Source organism: Microcoleus sp. Pol11C3 (genome assembly GCF_036701485.1).
Classification (GTDB): domain Bacteria; phylum Cyanobacteriota; class Cyanobacteriia; order Cyanobacteriales; family Microcoleaceae; genus Microcoleus.
Genome location: NZ_JAUBQW010000055.1, coordinates 1 through 18,294, shown reverse-complemented (window position 1 = coordinate 18,294; position 18,294 = coordinate 1). Strand labels below are relative to the sequence as shown.

General features: G+C 45.6%; 13 protein-coding genes and 1 tRNA gene. 10 read left to right on the top strand and 4 right to left on the bottom strand.

Annotated elements, in window-relative coordinates; translation table 11 throughout:
* Window positions 1-81 precede the first annotated feature (81 nt).
* A tRNA-Pro gene (locus QUA40_RS14395) sits at window positions 82-155 on the bottom strand.
* A gap of 494 nt (window positions 156-649) precedes the next feature.
* Window positions 650-1,201, bottom strand: a complete 552-nt coding sequence (locus QUA40_RS14390; RefSeq protein ID WP_172187348.1) for a GNAT family N-acetyltransferase — start codon at window positions 1,199-1,201, stop codon at window positions 650-652.
* A gap of 508 nt (window positions 1,202-1,709) precedes the next feature.
* Between QUA40_RS14390 and QUA40_RS14385 the strand changes: the two genes are divergently transcribed.
* From QUA40_RS14385 to QUA40_RS14345, 9 genes are all read left to right on the top strand, one after another.
* Complete coding sequence (locus tag QUA40_RS14385) at window positions 1,710-2,435, top strand: hypothetical protein (protein ID WP_006631881.1); 726 nt, start codon at window positions 1,710-1,712, stop codon at window positions 2,433-2,435.
* Between the two features lie 127 nt (window positions 2,436-2,562).
* Window positions 2,563-3,432 carry an alpha/beta hydrolase gene (locus QUA40_RS14380; RefSeq protein ID WP_333126852.1) on the top strand — a complete coding sequence of 290 codons (870 nt, stop codon included), beginning with the start codon at window positions 2,563-2,565 and terminating at the stop codon, window positions 3,430-3,432.
* 299 nt (window positions 3,433-3,731) lie between these two features.
* Window positions 3,732-4,874: a heat-inducible transcriptional repressor HrcA gene (gene hrcA, locus QUA40_RS14375; RefSeq protein ID WP_445301151.1), complete on the top strand. Its 1,143-nt coding sequence runs from the start codon at window positions 3,732-3,734 to the stop codon at window positions 4,872-4,874.
* Between the two features lie 839 nt (window positions 4,875-5,713).
* Window positions 5,714-7,321 carry a methionine--tRNA ligase gene (gene metG / locus QUA40_RS14370; RefSeq protein WP_333126846.1) on the top strand — a complete coding sequence of 536 codons (1,608 nt, stop codon included), beginning with the start codon at window positions 5,714-5,716 and terminating at the stop codon, window positions 7,319-7,321.
* 90 nt (window positions 7,322-7,411) lie between these two features.
* Window positions 7,412-8,017, top strand: coding sequence for a LabA-like NYN domain-containing protein (locus tag QUA40_RS14365; RefSeq protein ID WP_096831201.1), 606 nt, complete (start codon window positions 7,412-7,414; stop codon window positions 8,015-8,017).
* A 176-nt stretch (window positions 8,018-8,193) separates the two neighbouring features.
* Window positions 8,194-9,390, top strand: a complete 1,197-nt coding sequence (lptC, locus tag QUA40_RS14360; RefSeq protein WP_333126843.1) for an LPS export ABC transporter periplasmic protein LptC — start codon at window positions 8,194-8,196, stop codon at window positions 9,388-9,390.
* An 85-nt stretch (window positions 9,391-9,475) separates the two neighbouring features.
* Entirely contained in the window at window positions 9,476-10,057 is a 582-nt protein-coding gene (locus QUA40_RS14355; protein ID WP_333126840.1) for a Uma2 family endonuclease, read from the top strand.
* 1,091 nt (window positions 10,058-11,148) lie between these two features.
* Entirely contained in the window at window positions 11,149-13,944 is a 2,796-nt protein-coding gene (locus QUA40_RS14350; RefSeq protein WP_333126837.1) for an ATP-binding protein, read from the top strand.
* A gap of 4 nt (window positions 13,945-13,948) precedes the next feature.
* Window positions 13,949-15,853, top strand: a complete 1,905-nt coding sequence (locus QUA40_RS14345; RefSeq protein ID WP_333126836.1) for an EAL domain-containing protein — start codon at window positions 13,949-13,951, stop codon at window positions 15,851-15,853.
* Between the two features lie 57 nt (window positions 15,854-15,910).
* Here the strand turns inward: QUA40_RS14345 and QUA40_RS14340 are convergent, their stop codons facing one another.
* Entirely contained in the window at window positions 15,911-16,045 is a 135-nt protein-coding gene (locus QUA40_RS14340; protein WP_333126834.1) for a hypothetical protein, read from the bottom strand.
* 196 nt (window positions 16,046-16,241) lie between these two features.
* Window positions 16,242-17,690, bottom strand: a complete 1,449-nt coding sequence (gene ffh / locus QUA40_RS14335) for a signal recognition particle protein (RefSeq protein ID WP_190740739.1) — start codon at window positions 17,688-17,690, stop codon at window positions 16,242-16,244.
* Window positions 17,691-17,971: 281 nt separating this feature from the next.
* Here ffh and QUA40_RS14330 point away from each other — a divergent pair, with 281 nt between their 5' ends.
* Window positions 17,972-18,118, top strand: a complete 147-nt coding sequence (locus QUA40_RS14330) for a hypothetical protein (protein WP_333126831.1) — start codon at window positions 17,972-17,974, stop codon at window positions 18,116-18,118.
* Window positions 18,119-18,294: the final 176 nt, after the last annotated feature.

Below are 18,294 nucleotides of genomic sequence, written 5' to 3'. Positions count from 1 at the left end.
CTGCCTCAATTTGTTTTCATTTTGAAGAAATGTAAACATCAGAGACAGTTCTGCTTTAATTTATTATTTAACATTCTGCGATCGGGATGACAGGATTTGAACCTGCGACATCCTGCTCCCAAAGCAGGCGCGCTACCAAGCTGCGCTACATCCCGGTGTTATAGTTAGCTAACCTCTAACCATTAACACACAAAACCGCTTGCTTGTCAAGCTTTATTAAATATTTAGCTCTCAATGCAGCTAAGGCGAAGTTTTTTTCAGGTTTTGTGGTTTGACCCCACCCAAAAACCGATACCAGCCCCTGACTCCTATCGTGATCTGCTCACAATTTTAGACCCTAGTTCAAGCTCCCAGATTCATCAGTGGAATAAATCCCAAATCTTCAATAGTTCCTTCGACTGAGCGCAACTCGACAGACCGGGACTTGACCCCTCGACTGAGTGCCGATCGTCTGAGCGCTCGCCGAAGTCTCACGCCGCAGTCTCAAATCTCCAATTGACTGAAAATACTTGCACAACTTCATAACGGCGCTGGTGCCGAGATACATCAAAGCCTAACTGACCACAGCGCACAGGGGCATTCGGTGTTGGCAGCGTCAATATTGTATTGTATATTCTCAACAAATCAACGCCGACCTGCACCTCGCTCGCTAATCTGGATACCAAAACATACCTTTAATCCCCTCTGGATCGGACATAAAGCCCAAATTGCGGTAAAAATCCACCACTTGAGGGTCAGCAAATAAGGTAATGTTGCTGATATCTTCACTGCGGAGTTTTTTTATGATGTATTTCATCAGCGCCTTGCCCATGCCTTTGCCCTGGTAGTCGGGATGAACTACCACATCCCAAAGCGTGGCATTAAAAGCATGGTCTGAAGTCGCTCTGGCGAAACCCACCAGCCGTCGCTGGCTGCCCCGCATCTCCCACATAGAGACGACTAGGAAGCTGTGCTGAATAGCTTTTTTGACTTTACGCAGGGGACGGCGGGACCAACCCACTGCATTACAAAGTTCTTCGAGTTCGTAGAGGTCAATGTCCCGATCGCAACTGAAAAAGATGCGAGCGTTGCCGCTGGCGGGTTTGCGAAACGTTGGGGAAAGCGGATCGCCTAACCCAACAGCCACATCTTCCTCAAAATCCGCTGTTTGGGGTACAGAGGCAGACTCAGAACTACTAAATAAGTTTTTCCAAAAACCCATGCAGGCGCGGTTAAGGTAGTAGAAGTTGGACGACGAGAAAGAGAACCCGACAGATAAACCCACTCCGATCGGCGTAGGATCAATTGCCGGTAGCCTCTTGAGGAACAGTTTACGGTACACTCATCTTACGCCGAAAACAGGGATTTGTCGTCCAACATTGAGTCTGCGCTTTTTTGATTCTGTCAAGTTTGGTAGAACTGTTCTGCTAGCCAGTGCCCGGACAACCCGCTTTTAAGGTAAAATTTGTTGCCGAACCAGGACAGAGGCATTTTGGGAATTGCTTCTTTTGAGTGCCGCCGATCGCGCCGGAACTTATATGCTTGGTGACAAATACCACTGGAATGGCGCAACCGTCATATTCTCATGATATGTTCCAAGACAGATTAGACCTCTGGTTTGAGTTCGGAGGCGGGCACAATTTAAGTCGAATCGTTAAATCGAAAATCCCATTGCCATAAGGCATGGGAGAGTAAATACCCAGTATATCTCCCGCACCTTCCCCTCAATTATGGCTTCGGGTTTAAAACCATCTACACTAGAACTTCTCAAGCGCTTTAACCGAGCGTTTCCGCAGTTTTATGAGCAATTTGTCAGCAGCGAAATCCAACTGCAAAACCTCAAATTAGCTTACCAACTTTACAAAACTCGGCAAGCAGTCATCGAAATCCGAGCCGAAGGTAATAAAAGTGCGCTGCATTTTGCTTACCGGAACCAGTCTTTTCTACTGAGCGATATTTTTGGAGTGCTTGCGGCCTACGGACTGACAATTCACAGTCTGAGTCTGTACGGTCAAATTTACCCACCGATGCTGGTATTTATCAAATTGGTAGTATCTCGCGGTGGCAAGGTACTAGCAGATAAAACAGCAGAAAACGTCTGTAGGGCGGTTCGAGAGGCCTTGGCGGGGCATTTTGAGGTTGAAGAGATGTTGGCGGTGGAATTTAATTTAGACGCGGGTTTGGAGGATGTGGCAACTGAATTCTACGTCGATCCGGTTTTCCACTTGCCAGCTTTGCTGATTGAAGCAGATAATCAGCCTGGACTTTTTTACAAAGTTATGTATGCCATCTGGCAAGAGGATTTGTTGGTCGTAAATGCTAATTTGCTGGTTTGGCGGGGGCGAACTCGCCTGATTCTCTACTTGTTGGGGCCCAATGAAAGTTTAATTCCTGAGTATCTGGGGCAGAAAATCGCTGAGGGGGTGCGACAAAGATTGCTGGGCGAGCGATTTTAGGGATACCACTGACTAGGCGTGAAACCTGGTTTTTGGTCAAAACCTTAGTGTTGAGAAAGTTAAACCAAGCCGATCGCCCGATCGAACTGCTGATACCTCTGTGTTGATTTCGGGATAGGATAAAATTATGGCAACCATCGACATCCTAGGGGTTCGGCACGCTTACGATTTGACGGCTCCGACTGCAACTTCCCCGGTTCTGGTATTTGTGCACGGCTGGCTGTTAAGCCGCCACTACTGGCAACCTTTGACCGATCGCTTGGCATCAAAGTATCAGTGCCTTACCTATGATTTGCGGGGGTTTGGCGATTCTCAATCGGACGCAGGCGCCGATCGCCCATGTTCCGAACCGCTTAACTCCTGCTACACTCCCGCAGCTTACGCTCGCGATTTGGAAATTTTACTCGAAAAACTCGGTATTTCTTCTGCCTGGCTGGTGGGACACTCTCTGGGCGGTACGATCGCTCTATGGGGAGCCAGCAAATTGTCCGATCGCGTTAAAGGCGTGGTCTGCATCAATGCAGGCGGCGGCATCTATCTTAAGGAAGAATTCGAGCGGTTTCGATCGGTCGGCAAGCAGTTAGTGAAAATGCGTCCTGGCTGGCTGCCTCGCTTGCCCTTAGCAGATTACCTGTTTGCCCGCGATTCTGTAGCCCGCTCGATCGGGCGCTCGTGGGGACGGCAGCGCTTAATAGATTTTGTGGGAGCTGATCCAGAGGCAGCTTTGGGGGCTTTGTTGGACTCGACCACAGAAGCCCAGATTCACCTCTTGCCGCAAATAGTGTCCCGACTCAAGCAGCCTGTTTATTTTATTGCCGGCACTAAAGACAAAATTATGGAACCGAAATACGTGCTGCATTTGGCTAGCTTTCACTGGATGTTTCAAGGTTGCGGCGAGAATGTCCTTCAGCTTCCCGATTGTGGCCATTTGGCAATGGTGGAACAGCCGGATGCAGTGGCTAATTACCTGCAAAATATTCTGCAAGAACACACTTAAAGGGCATTGGGTAAAGCGAAACCGAGGAATGGGGGATTGGGCAGATCTCCGGTTCGGGGAAGCTAAGCTTCCCAAATTGACAGTTACAAGTTAAAAGTTAAAAGATTTTTCCCTCTTCCTTCCCTCAACATCCATCCCTTAAATCGCTTACACAATCGGTTAAATCCCGTACACAATCAGTTGCCGAGCTTCCTTCGCCTAAATCTGTTATGTTAAATAGATAACTCTGCCCGATCGCCCTTAAGGACAGAGCTTCTGACTCGATAGTGGCAAATTGTCTCAATACTAATTCTGCTTAAATATCTGTGCGCGTTAACCTCACCGATCGGCAACAACACATCCTTTGGGCAACGGTTCGCCACTATATAGCTACAGCCGAACCCGTTGGCTCAAAAGCTTTGGCTGACGAATTCAACCTCAGCGTCAGCCCAGCTACCATTCGCAATGCGATGGGGACTCTTGAAAAAGCTGGATTGCTCTATCAGCCCCACACTTCGGCAGGACGAGTCCCCTCTGACTCCGGCTACCGAATTTATGTAGACCAGTTGATTCAGCCGTCTGATACGCTTGCCCGCAAGGTGGAACAGGTACTAGACCAGCTCAATTGGTCGGATGGTCGCATGGACGCGGCACTCCGCGGCGCTGCTCAAATCCTGGCAACTATCAGCGGTTACATAGCCATGATCACCATACCGCAAACCAATATGGCTTGCTTGCGCCACTTGCAACTGGTGCAGCTAGAGCCGGGAAAGGTGATGCTAATCGTGGTAACGGATGCCTACGAAACTCAGTCGGTTTTGGTGCAGTTGCCGAGGGATGCAGAAGGTAACACGCCTGATGTGGAAATCGTCGATCGCCAATTGCAGATTTTGTCGAATTTTTTGAACAGCAAGTTGCGGGGACGATCGCTCTTGGAACTCTCCACTGTAGACTGGAGCGAGTTAGACCGGGACTTTGAGCTGTACGCGGAGTGGATGGGAACCATGCTGACTGCTTTGAGCAGCCGCCAAAGAAATCCAACCTACACGCGGATTCTGATCGGCGGTTTGGCAGAAGCGCTGCGCTTGCCTGAGTTTTCGCAGTTGCAGCAAGTTCAAACCCTGGTGCAACTGCTCGAACAAGAGCAGGAACTGCTTTGGCCTTTGATTTTTGAATCGCCTGAGTTGGACACCCCCGGGAAGCGGGTAACGGTGCGTATTGGCTCGGAAAATTCCTTAGAACCAATTCGTGGCTGTACTCTGATTTCTTCGACTTACCGCCGGGGATCGGTGCCGGTGGGTAGTGTTGGGGTTTTAGGGCCGACGCGGATGGTTTATGAAAATGCGATCGCGGTTGTGGAAGCTGCAGCGGATTATTTGTCAGAAGCTATTGGCGGAAATCGAGTTAGTTTTCCTGATGGCGATCGAGGGCGATCGGATAATCCGTTGTTAGATGCACCCTAATTTGATAGCCCCAAGCTTAACTGGCTTGGGGTTTTATTGTCTGTGAACGCACTAGCAACCTTTATCAACCGGGTTTTGTGACAAAAAACCTAGGCTTTTATCCCATATTTCACACCCTGGGGTGTCATACAGCATAATTACGCAGAAAACTATATCTTCAAAGTAACAAATTATGCTTTTAAAAACTTTTTTATCCGTCAATCTACGGTATTATATTATGATTTAGAATTTTATTCCTGGATCAAAATAAGTAAAAACCGATAGTGACAGTTGAGGGTGCCGAAAGTGGGTTTGATACTCTTTTTTTTTGGGTAAGAAACTAAAGCTTCGCGCTTGACAAGAGAGTTTCGTAAACAACCCGGTTTCTGCGTCCATGAGCGGCTCGGAAAGTGGCAGGAGTTACGGGCGATCGACTTTCCGGGGATCGAGGCAAAGAGATGGCGATGGCGATCGATCGCGCATTTACAGAAAGTGGTTGCGGAGTGTTAGTCGAATGGCGGGTTTAGCAGCCTAACCGGTGAGTTTTGTTGCAAACCGGGTGGGCGATCGCCCCCTCTAGGGATGGCGGCTGCGATAAATAAATTGAGGAGGCGCGAACCCCGCGATCGTCGATTCCCAAGGCACCAGAATGTCAAAATATTAAGACATTTTAGAGAGTTCGCCAAAAACAACTAAAAAAGATTAGTGTGGATAGGAAAGCAATATTTCTTTTGGGAATAGCCCGGGTTAGACAATTGCAAATAACTTGCAGTGAATTTGGCTTGAGTGCCACTCCATAAAAAATTTAACCGCTGAGTTAAGATCGAAACGAAATTTAGGGAATTTTCTTTTAGCATTCAATGAAATCGACTGATACAACTAAAAATACCTTTGCGATCACAACCCCTCTGTATTATGTAAACGATTTACCTCACGTTGGCAGCGCTTATACGACTATGGCTGCGGATGCCCTAGCCCGATTTGAGCGGCTGCGAGGCAAATCTGTTTTGCTGGTTACGGGGACGGACGAACACGGGCAGAAAATTCAGCGGACAGCCGAGAGTTTGGGACGATCGCCCCAAGCTCACTGCGATTCAGTAGTTCCGGCGTTTGAGGCGCTGTGGGAGCAACTCGACATCCAGTACGATCGCTTCATCCGCACAACTTCGAGGCGCCACGAGTACATTGTCAAAGAATTTTTCCAGCGCGTCTGGAACTCCGGCGACATCTACTTGAACCAGCAACAAGGCTGGTACTGCGTCTCCTGTGAAGAATTTAAGGATGAACGGGAATTGTTGCCCGGAAATCGGTGTTCCGTCCACACCAGCAAGGAAGTTGAGTGGCGCGACGAGGAAAATTACTTTTTCCGTCTGTCGCGGTATCAAGACCAACTGCTGGCATTGTACGCAGAACGTCCCGACTTCATCGCGCCGGAAAGCCGACGCAACGAAGTGCTGAGCTTCGTCAACTCTGGACTGCAAGACTTTTCGATTTCTAGAGTGAATCTTGCATGGGGTCTGCCAATGCCAGTTGACCCCAGTCACAGTATCTACGTCTGGTTTGACGCTTTGCTGGGATACGTCACCGCCTTGCTAGATCCGGACAGTGACCCGATGTTGGAGAATGCTTTATCTAAATGGTGGCCGGTTGACTTGCACTTGATCGGCAAAGATATTCTTCGCTTCCACGCAGTTTACTGGCCGGCAATGCTGATGTCAGCGAATCTACCTATGCCGGGTCGCGTCTTCGCACACGGGTTTTTGACCAAAGACGGCAAAAAAATGGGGAAAACGGAGGGTAATACTTTAAACCCTGTCGAATTGGTCAACAAATACGGCGCTGATGCAGTACGTTACTATTTCCTCAAAGAAATTGAGTTCGGAGAGGACGGCGATTTTAACGAAACTCGGTTTATCAATATATTGAATGCTGAGCTAGCAAATGATTTGGGAAATTTGCTTAATCGTACCCTAAACATGGCTCGCAAATATTGCGGTGGCTGCGTACCAAATGTGTTGGGAGAAAACATTGAGGACGACAACCTTCTCAAGGCTATGAGCCGGGATTTGGGCGATCAAGTAGCGGGTTTTTACGAAGAGTTGGCTTTTAGCAAGGCTTGCGAAGCCGTGCTGGCATTAGTGCGAGCCGGGAACAAGTTTATTGACGTGCAAGCACCTTGGAGTTTGTACAAGCAAGGACAGCTCGAAAGTGTCGAACAGGTGCTATATTCTGTTCTGGAATCTGTTAGACTAGCATCTTACCTTTTATCGCCGATTATTCCCAATATCAGCAACGCTATCTATCAGCAGCTAGGTTTTTCAATTGACTTTAACGATCGGGTTACAGTTAACAGTTTACCGAATTTTGCAGCTCATGCTGCCTGGGGCGCTTTGCCGGCTAACCAAACTCTGGGGGAACCCCAACCTGTTTTTAAGCGGCTAGAACTGCTGGAAACAGTACATTCATAGTTGGCAGCCAGCGCTCGGGGTGCTATGACAGACTACGAATTAGCACTTATTTCCTTACCAATCTTTCATAAAAATTGAGGCATAACAATCGTGTTGAATAGAATAGAAAGCAATGACCTTTTTACGCCGGAACAGGTTCTAGAAAATCGCGGTCGAGTGGCAATTTTTATTGACGGCTCTAACCTTTTTTACGCGGCTTTGCAGTTAGGAATTGAGATTGATTACACTAAGCTGCTGTGCCGTTTAACTGCGGGTTCGCGGCTGCTGCGCTCTTTTTTCTACACGGGTGTCGATCGCACTAACGAGAAACAGCAGGGGTTTTTGCTGTGGATGCGCCGCAACGGCTACCGGGTGATTTCTAAAGATTTGGTACAGTTGCCAGATGGTTCTAAGAAGGCGAATTTAGATGTAGAAATCGCTGTGGATATGATGGCTTTAGTCGGGTCTTACGACACGGCGGTACTGGTCAGCGGTGACGGCGACTTGGCTTATGCTGTAGACGCTGTGAGCTATCGCGGCGTTCGGGTGGAGGTGGTGAGTTTGCGATCGATGACAAGCGACAGTTTGATTAATGTAGCCGATCGCTATATCGATTTGGAAATGATTAAGGACGATATCCAAAAAACATCACGCCCTAATTATGCTTACCGCCCTTTGTCGGGTCTGAGCTTGATGGACGAACACGACGACAGATAGGGATTTGGTAATGGGTAATAGGTAATAGGTAACGGGTAATGTGTGATAGTTAATGGGTTAAATCATTGAGAATTAAAAGTTAAAAAATTAGACAAAAAATGACAGCTTTTTAATTTTTGATTAAGTGTTTTTTAATACCAAATTACCAGTTACCGATTACCAATTCTTAATTGCCAATGATTAATCTCAAATCCAAAATTCCCAATCTCAAATCCCCAAAATTGATGCTGCTATTTTTAGCAGCACTGATTTTGGGGATTGCTGCTTGTGCAGCTCCCCAAGAGACTCAAAAAAACAAATTAGCTGAGGATATCAAAACTGCTCAACAGTCAAACAGCACTTTAACTTTGAACAAAGTAACCCTAGAACAAGCAAACGAAAAGGGCGAGACGTTCTGGAAAGTAAACTCCACAAATGCCGTTTACAGCAAAGACAAAAAAATAGTTAACGTTCAGAAACCTGTGGGCAAATTGTTTCAGGACGGCAAAGAAATTTACGACATTCAGGGAGAAACGGGGCAGGTATTTGAGGAAGGAAATCAGGTTTTTCTTAAAGGTAACATAGTTGCTAAAGACCTAAAAAATGGAGTGGTATTGCGGGGAAATGAGTTGGAGTGGCGGCCGAAGGAAGATGTTTTAGTTGTTCGGAATAATTTGACGGGAGAGAACAAACAGGTGAGGGCTTCAGCGAAGGAAGCGCGGGTTTTCAGTAGGGCTAAGAGGATGGAGTTATTCGGCTCTGTGGTGGCGAATGTTCAAGATCCGGCTTTGCAATTAAGAACTGAGCACTTAGTGTGGTTTGTGGAGCAGCAAAAGGTAAACAGCGACAAACCGACTCAAATTGACAGATACAAAGATAAAACAGTAACAGACAGCGGTTTTGCCGACCAAGTAGATGTAGACTTAAAAACTAAGATTGCGACGCTGACGAAAAACGCTCAGTTGATGCCATCAGACCCGCCACTGCAAATAGAAAGCAGTTTGATGAGCTGGAATTTTCCGGCGCAATATGTGATATCGCCCGGGCCTGTGAAGGTATTTCACCGCGTAGAAAAGGTGACGATGACTGGGAATACGGGGCGGGGAGATTTAGAGAAAAAAGTTTTTTATTTGACGGGAAATGTGGTAGGAATTGGTGAAAAACGTCAAGCTCAATTAAATACCGATCGCGTAACGTGGTATTTAACTAACCAGACTTTCGACGCCGAAGGAAATGTGGTTTACAAGCAACTAAATCCGGTGTTTAATTTGACTGGGCCGAGGGCGGCGGGAGAGTTGAAAAATCAAACTGTGATTGTCAAAGGCGACGGTGGTGGTGGCCAAGTGGTTACGGAATTTGTACCGGATGAGTACAAGGGAACTTTGGGAAAGTAGATGGGATTGCAACCCCAGATTAATGCAGATGAGCGCTGATGAACGCAAATATAATGAAGATTAGATTGAGTAAGGAGGGGTTAGGATGACGACAACTTTAGAAAAGTTAGAACGGCTCGATGAACCTATCTTAATTGACGAGCTGAGTTGGAGAGAGTTTAAGGCTGTTGAACAGTTGCTCTCACGCCCAGGGCTGAGGCTGTCGTTTTTAGATGGGGTGTTGGAGATTAGACGTATGCCTGGAAGAAAACATGAAACTGCCAAACAGCGGATTTCAACGCTGGTGGATCTCTATTTGGAATATGCAGGGATTGACTTTACGCCAACTGGTTCGGTCACACTAGAAAGTGAAACTGGAAGGGTGAAGAGAGAAGCAGATCTATCTTACGAATTAGGAGCTAATCGAGAATTTCCTGATTTGGCGGTGGAAGTGGTGGTGACTAGCGGCGGTATTAACAAGTTGGAAGCTTACAAACGCCTGGAAATTCCTGAAGTTTGGTTTTGGGAAAATGGGGCACTTCGTATGTATTCGTTGGGGGCTGATGGATATGCAGAGGTCGATCGCTCTCAAGTTCTGCCAGACTTAGATATTGTATTATTGGCGCGGTGTATCAATATTGAAAATCACCTTCAGGCAATGCGGGAATTCAGGCAAGCTATTCAATAGAATTTGATTGTGCAATTAAGTGTGTCCTCATGACTTCTGTCTTTTCTTAAAGCTTTTAGTTACTAAGGACTAAAGTTGTTACTACAAACAAACCAGTTTTCTTGTGAACAATTACCCCATATTCCGCATCCCCAACGGACAGCGTACACTGCAAGAGCGGAGCAAAGTCGATCGTCCGAGACAGTAGTAAGTTAAAATACTTGACGGGGTGACAACGCCTGTGAAACCTTGATGGTAAAAGCATTAAAGCCCCTGAGCATCACAAAAAATAGGGGATTATTGACAGGCTTATTGACTCATAAGAGCGTCCAAGCTCGCCTTGAATCTGATTCAAGCGAGCTCGCCACTCTCTTTTATTGACTCACGCCGCCAAGAGCTCTGTGCTTGGTTAATCAACTCAAAACCTTGACGCAGCTTTGCTTTTAACCTGCTTGTCACCCCGTCAAAGTGTTGAGTTTAGGGTTGGTTTAGGCACTATGCACGATAGACTATTAAGTTATTGTGCATCTAGGTACCCATGTCCTCTATTTGAGAATCCTTGTGGGATCGGCCACAGATCTCCTTGAAAAAAAAAGCGCAATTTAGCTTGCGTAAACTTAGGACTTACGCATAGAACCCCCAAACCCTTTTTCCAAGACGGCTTTCAAGTGCGCCGTTTTTTGAAGCGGTTCCCCCCCTTTTTTAAGGACAGCACGGGGAAGCTGGGTTTCAGAGCCTATAGTTCGTAAGTCCTGACTATAGTTGTATGCTTAGATCAATTAGTATTGAGGTCAAGACCTAGAAGTGAATGAACGTCTACTCAATATCCATGAAATCTCCAGGTAGGCTTACACTGCAACCCCAAGCAAAATATAGCATTTAACATTTATGGAGATTTCGTCTCACATGGGGGAGCGGTTTTTTTCATAAATTTGCCAACCGTATCAGTATTACCCGCTTATTTGAGCTCGGTTACTCAACAATAAGATATCATTAAAACAATTGGCTTTCAAGAGAGACGAAATCAATAATTTTCCTAGAGCTGACTTTAAATGACCAAGGGTGAGCGACTGTTGTTATTGAAATAATCCAATTACTAAAATGACTCCGCCATGACACAAATAGCAAGTGAGCATAAACTTGCAAAAAGCCCTCAAAAAATCCCACTACGCCTCGTCTTAGTCGTACCATTCGTCCTGCAAATCTTTGTTGCTGTGGGGCTGACAGGTTGGTTTTCGCTACGCAACGGCAAAACTGCCGTCAACAACGTTACTACCCAATTACGAACCGAGCTAGTCGCCCGCATCAATCAACAATTAAACACTTACTTGGAAACGCCCCATTTGGTCAATGCCATCAGCGTCGATGCCATTCGCCGCTTTGGATTATGGAATCCAGACAATATGAGTTCTATGAGAAGCTACTTCTTCTGGCAGCTCAAGCAATTTTCCACTGTTAGTTACATTAGTTTTGGAGGGGAACAAAAAGAATACGCGGGTGCTGGATATAAGGATGATGGTAGTGTGGTTATTGAAATAACCGATCGCTCTACTAATTTTATCAATACGATCGTCCGCGTAGATAAAGAGGGCAACCCGACTCAGTTTAAGGAAACCCACCCCGACTACGATCCCCGCATTCGACCCTGGTATAAAGCCGCAAAACTTGCAGGCAAACCCCAATGGAATAAAATTTATCAATATTATATTCAACCTAGCCTAGGAATCTCCGCTAGCCAACCTGTTTACGACAAAAATGGCACTTTTATAGGTGTTGTAAGTACCGATTTATTTCTATCCAAAATCGGCGACTTTCTCCAAAGTTTAAAAATTGGTAAATCCGGCCAAACTTTCATCATAGAACGCTCTGGCTTTCTAGTGGCATCTTCTACCCCAGAAAAGCCATTTATTAATAAAAAAAATCGCCAAAATACGCAAAGATTAAAAGCTATTGAAAGCAGGGTTCCTTTGATACAGGGAACAGCGCAGCACTTAATAGAACGCTTTGGTAACTTCACCGAAATAGATAGCAACTCGCAACTCGAATTCCTGCTAAATGGTCAGCGAGAATTCGTGCAAGTATCCCCCTTCCAAGATGGTAGAGGTCTTGATTTGCTGATTGTTGTAGTTGTTCCAGAAGCCGACTTTATGGAGCAAATCAACGCCAATACCCGCAGCACTATCCTACTCTGCCTTTTAGCGTTAGTGCTAGCGACGTTGTTAGGAATCCTCGCTTCCCGCTGGATTACCCACCCTATTTTTCGTTTGAGTAAAGCGAGTAGAGCGATCGCTAGCGGTCAATTAGACCAAAAAGTAGAGGTGAATGGCATAGATGAACTCGGACTTCTCGCTGAATCTTTTAACCAAATGGCACAGCAATTGCGCGAGTCTTTTGCTGCTTTAGAAAGAACCAACTCAGATCTAGAAAATCGAGTAGAAGAACGGACAAGTGAGCTAAAAGAGGCAAAAGTTGCGGCTGATACTGCTAATCACGCCAAGAGCGAATTCCTAGCGAACATGAGCCATGAACTCCGCACTCCCCTGAACGGGATTCTAGGATACGCTCAAATTATGGAACGCGATAAAAGTACAACTCCTAAACAAAAAGATGCTATCCAAATTATTCACCAGTGTGGTTCGCACTTACTCACTCTGATTAATGATATTTTAGATATTTCTAAAATAGAAGCAAGTAAAATGGAGCTTTACAGTTCAGCTTTTAATTTTCCTTCTTTTCTGATGGGCGTTGTGGAAATGTGCCGCATCCGAGCCGAACAAAAAGAAATTACATTTAATTATCAAGTCTTAAATCAACTCCCTAACGCTGTCAATGCTGATGAAAAACGACTGCGCCAAGTTTTAATTAACCTTTTGGGCAATGCTATTAAATTTACAGAAAAAGGAGGTGTTATTTTTAAGGTAGGCGTAATAGGTGAGGGAAAAGACTCCGACCAATCACCACTTACTACAGTTCGTTTCTATATCGAAGATACTGGCGTGGGGATGACCCCAGAACAGTTAGAAAAAATATTTTTACCGTTTGAACAAGTCGGAAATAGCCAGCAGAAGGCAGAAGGCACTGGCTTAGGATTAGCCATTGCACAGAAAATTGTTCAAATGATGGGAGGCGAAATAAAAGTCGAAAGTATACTCGGTAACGGCAGCATTTTTTCCTTTGATTTAGACTTGACTCAATCATCTGAATTTATTGAGTATACTTCGCTAAAAACTTCAATGAATTTAATTGGTTTTAAAGGAAATAAAAATAAAATTTTGTTAGTAGACGATCGATTAGAAAATCGAGGTTTTATTAAAATTTTATTAGAGCCACTAGGTTTTAAAATTAGGGAAGCTTGTAATGGACAAGATGGTTTAAATCAAGCCATGGATTTTCAACCCGATCTGATTATCACAGACTTAGTGATGCCAGTAATGGATGGATTTGAAATGTCGCGGAGATTGCGAAATTCATCAGAGTTTAAGGATGTAATATTGATAGCATCCAGTGCCAGCGTGTTTGAATTCGATCGGCAAAATAGCCAAGAAGCAGGTTGTAACGAGTTCCTGTCAAAGCCTATCCAAGTAGAAGAATTGCTAGAAGTATTAAAAAAATACTTACAAATAGAATGGATTTACGACAAACCTGCGGATTTGGCGAAGGCACAGCAGGAAGGTGGCACTGATTTATTAAACGTTCAAAGTGGTGAGCTTGTGATACCGCCCTCAGCAGAGTTGGTAGCGCTGTTTAATGCAGCTAGGATCGGTGATATTGAAGTGGTTGAGCAGGAAGCCAATAGACTCAAGCAGATAGACGGCAGCTATCTACCCTTCGCTAATAAAATATGGCAATTTGCGAAAAATTTTGAAGAAAAAGAACTACTAGCTTTTGTAAAAAAACATTTGGGGTAATAAAATGCTAAACGAAAAAGGCAATGTAATTTTAATTGTTGACGATAACCCAAATAACCTCAAACTTCTGTTCGATTTTTTGAAGGAGTCAGGCTTCAAGGTTTTAGTGGCTAAGGATGGGGAAAGTGCTATTGAGAAGTTAAAAGAAGTTTCGCCAAATATCATATTGTTAGATGTGATGATGCCGGGGATAGATGGGTTTGAAACCTGCTACCGCTTAAAAGCATCGGTGGCAACGAAAGATATCCCTGTGATTTTTATGACAGCTCTTACGGATCGTGTGGATAAGGTTAAAGGTCTGTCAATGGGGGCAGTAGATTATATCACCAAACCCTTTCAGCAAGAGGAAGTCCTAGCCCGCGTGCAACTACACCTGAGACTGCGAAATTTGACCAAGACGCTGGAAGAGCAAAATGTGCTTCTCAAACAGGAAATAGAAGCGCGAAAAGAGGCGGAAGCTGCTTTGCAGAAACTCACTTCTGAGTTAGAAGAACGGGTGGCTTCTCAAACGGCTGAACTTAGACAAGCCTGCAACGAGCTTCAACAGGCTCAAGTTCAGTTGTTGGAAAGGGAAGAAAAATTAGGACATGATGCTTTTCACGATGCGCTAACGGAGTTGCCTAACCGCGCTTGGTTTATGAATCGGCTGCAACAGGCGATCGACTTGTCGTACAGACGTGAAGATTATCTATATGCGGTGCTGTTTATTGACCTAGATCGCTTTAAAGTAGTGAATGATAGCCTCGGACACTTGGTTGGGGATCAATTACTAAAAAGCATTGCTCGTCAACTGCAAGTTTGTTTACGCCATACAGATGCAGTTGCGCGGTTTGGAGGAGATGAATTTGTGATCTTGCTGGAAGATATTAAAGATATTGATGAACCAAACAGGGTGGCTGAACGCATCCAAAATCAATTAAGGCAGCCGTTTAATTTGAATGATTATGAAGTATTTACCGAGATCAGCATTGGAATTATCGTTAGCACAATGGGTTACGATCGCCCAGAAGACGTACTCAGAGATGCGGATATCGCCATGTATTATGCTAAAGCTCAAGGCAGAGGGCGTTACGAGGTTTTCGATCCAGCTATGCAAACTATTGCTATGACGCGCTTGCAGTTGGAGAACGACTTGAGAAGGGCGATCGCGCTACAAGAATTTTGCGTTCACTACCAGCCAATTGTCTCCCTTTCTACCGGGCAACTGAGTGGCTTTGAAGCTTTGGTGCGCTGGCATCAGGCATCTGGCATAATCTACCCGCCTGCTGAGTTTATCCCTGTGGCTGAAGAAACTGGTTTGATCAATGAACTGGGGTGGTGGGTTTTGCAGGAAGCTTGTCACCAGGTCAGTATTTGGCAGCAACAGTTTCCCCAAACACCTCCCTTGGCGATTAATGTCAATCTTTCCCCCGTGCAGCTAAAGCAAGCAAACCTACTCAATCGAATTGAGGAGATTTTGCAGCAGACTGGCTTTCCCAGCTACAGTCTCAAACTAGAGATTACTGAAAGTTGCATTTTAGAAACAGTATCCAGGGAAGAAAAGATGTTGAAGCAGTTAAAAGCTCTAGGCATTCAGTTGTGTATCGACGACTTTGGCACGGGCTACTCTTCTTTAAGTCGCTTACACGAGTTTCCCATTGATACTTTAAAGATTGACCGCTCTTTTGTTAGCCGCATTGGGTTAGACAACAGCGGCGTAGAAATTATCCAGACAATTGTGACGCTGGCTCGCAGCCGAGGTATGGATATCGTGGCAGAAGGTATAGAAACGTCAACACAGCTACAGAAACTGCGAGAGTTGGGGTGTGAGTTTGGGCAAGGATATTTATTTTCTAAGCCTGTAGACAGCGAAAAGGCAACCGAACTATTAGGCATAAAAGTAGGGGTAGTAAGCTGGCCTGACATCTAGTTTGCCTCGATAAATTTTATGAAACTCTTGTGGGACAGGCCCAAAAGCCTACTCTCCTTATACATTTCTCGCTAATCTCAAGTCGGGATTTGCTAATGCTAGGGCCTCGAATTGTTCTGGGGTGACTAATAGGCCGATCGCGTTTGGCAATTCTATAGAGATGGTTTCTGGTTCAGTAAATATTTGTACCATATTCAATTCCAGTTTTTTTTAGATTGAACTCGGCAACAAGAAAAGAGTTAAAGTTTGATGGTTTTGACAGATTGTACCATTCTCAAGAACGGGCAAGATGCCCGTTCCACAAGAAATTAATTTTTTTGTGGAACAGGCATCTTGCCCGTTCATAAAAGGATTATTGAGAATGCTGCAACATTATGTTTGACGCTTTCTACAACTGTCCGAAACCTTTTTTAGGCTTATCTTTTTTCTTTTTCTTCTTCTGCTGGGCACCCATATAGCCACGGGAACCGGGCTGCATTCCGGGGCCACCCATTCCCGGCATTCCGGGCATTCCCGGCATTCCTCCCATGCCGGCGAAGTTGCCTTGACTCATTTGCTGCATCATTGTACGCATTTTCTGGAAATCGCTCACCAGCTTAGTTACGTCGTTTTCTGCGTAGCCTGCGCCTTTGCCGATGCGGCGGCGGCGGGATGGAGAACTTGCTAAAAGTTCGGGGTTGCGGCGTTCTTCCACTGTCATGGAATTGATCATGGCTTCGGTGCGTTTTAGCTGCACTTCTCCCTGCCGCATTTGTTCATCTGAGAGTTTGTTCATCCCCGGAATCATTTTCATGATGCCACCGAGGGAACCCATATTTTTTAATAGTCTGGTTTGTTTGAGAAAGTCGGTAAAGTCAAACTTTGCCGTGAGCATTTTCTCTTGCATTTTCTCGGCATCGGCGATGTCGAATTCTTCTTGCGCTTTTTCTACTAGCGTCAAGACATCGCCCATGCCGAGTATTCTCGAGGCCATGCGATCGGGATAAAATGGTTGCAAGGCTTCCACTTTTTCGCCGACGCCGACAAATTTAATCGGCGCGCCGGATATTTGCCGCACGGATAAGGCTGCGCCGCCGCGGCTGTCGCCGTCTAATTTGGTTAAGATTGCGCCGGTAATGCCGATTTGTTCGTGAAAGGTGCGGGTTAAATTTGCTGCTTCTTGGCCGGTCATGGCATCAACAACTAACAGCGTTTCGTGGGGTTGTACTGTTTGTTTGATGCGGGCCAATTCTGCCATCATGTCTTGGTCGATTTGCAGGCGGCCTGCTGTATCGACGATGATGGTATCGATGCCGATTTGTTTGCCGTGTTCGATGCCTTGGCGGGCAATTTCTACGGGGTCAATGTCTTTGCCTAATTCAAATACTGGTACGTCGATTTGTTTGCCGAGTGTGAGCAATTGGTCGATCGCGGCTGGTCGATAAATGTCGGTTGCGACTAGCAGTGCGGTACGATTTTGTTTGCGGAGGTGCAGCGCTAGTTTGGCGGTAGCTGTGGTTTTCCCGGTTCCTTGCAAACCGGCCATCAGGATAACTGTGGGCCCGGATTCGGCGGTGGCGAGGGGTACGTTGGTTTCCCCCATGACGCGCACGAGTTCGTCGTGGACGATTTTGATGAATTGTTGGTCGGGACGGACGCCTGAGACGACTTCTGCGCCTTGTGCTTTTGCCGCTACCTCTCCGATGAAGTTTTTGACAACTTGGAGGTTGACATCGGCTTCCAGGAGGGCGCGGCGGACTTCTTTGAGCGCGTCTTGGATGTTGGACTCGGAGATTTTATTTTGTCCGCGCAGTTTTTTCCAGGTGGATTCGAGTCGATCGGCAAGGGCTTCAAACATAGGGCATTGTTGGCTAGTCAGTCTTTTTAATTTTAATGCTAAATGCGGAGGTTTGGATTAATGTTTTGCTAATTTTTCAATAATCCTTTCAGGGCGGGCTAGGAGCAACGCCCCACAAGAAAATTCATATATTGTGGAACAGGCATCTTGCTTGTTATTAAAACTCTTGCCCTCAAATTCATATATTGTGTAACAGGCATCTTGCCGGTTCCTAAAACTCTTGCCCTCAAATTCATATATTGTGTAACAGGCATCTTGCCGGTTCCTAAACTTGCTATAAAATGTTAGTTTTTACATATTCTGCGATCGCTGGTTGGACTGTGAAGAGGGTGCGATCGCTCTTTTCGACTTTTTCAATTAATGACCTCCGTCTCAAGGATTCGACGGCTTTGAGGAATGATGAGCCTAAAAAGTCTCTAAAGGGATAAATCTTTTAATATCAATTCTGCAAAGTACGGTTGCGTATAGATAGATTGCCCGCTATCTGTAGGGACACGGCACTGCCGTGTCCCTTGTATGTTAAGAGTCTTAGCGGGTGACAAGGCACCTCTAGTCTAAACAGGACAAAGGTTTGAGAGAATGGTAAGGTAAAAAAATAAGGAGC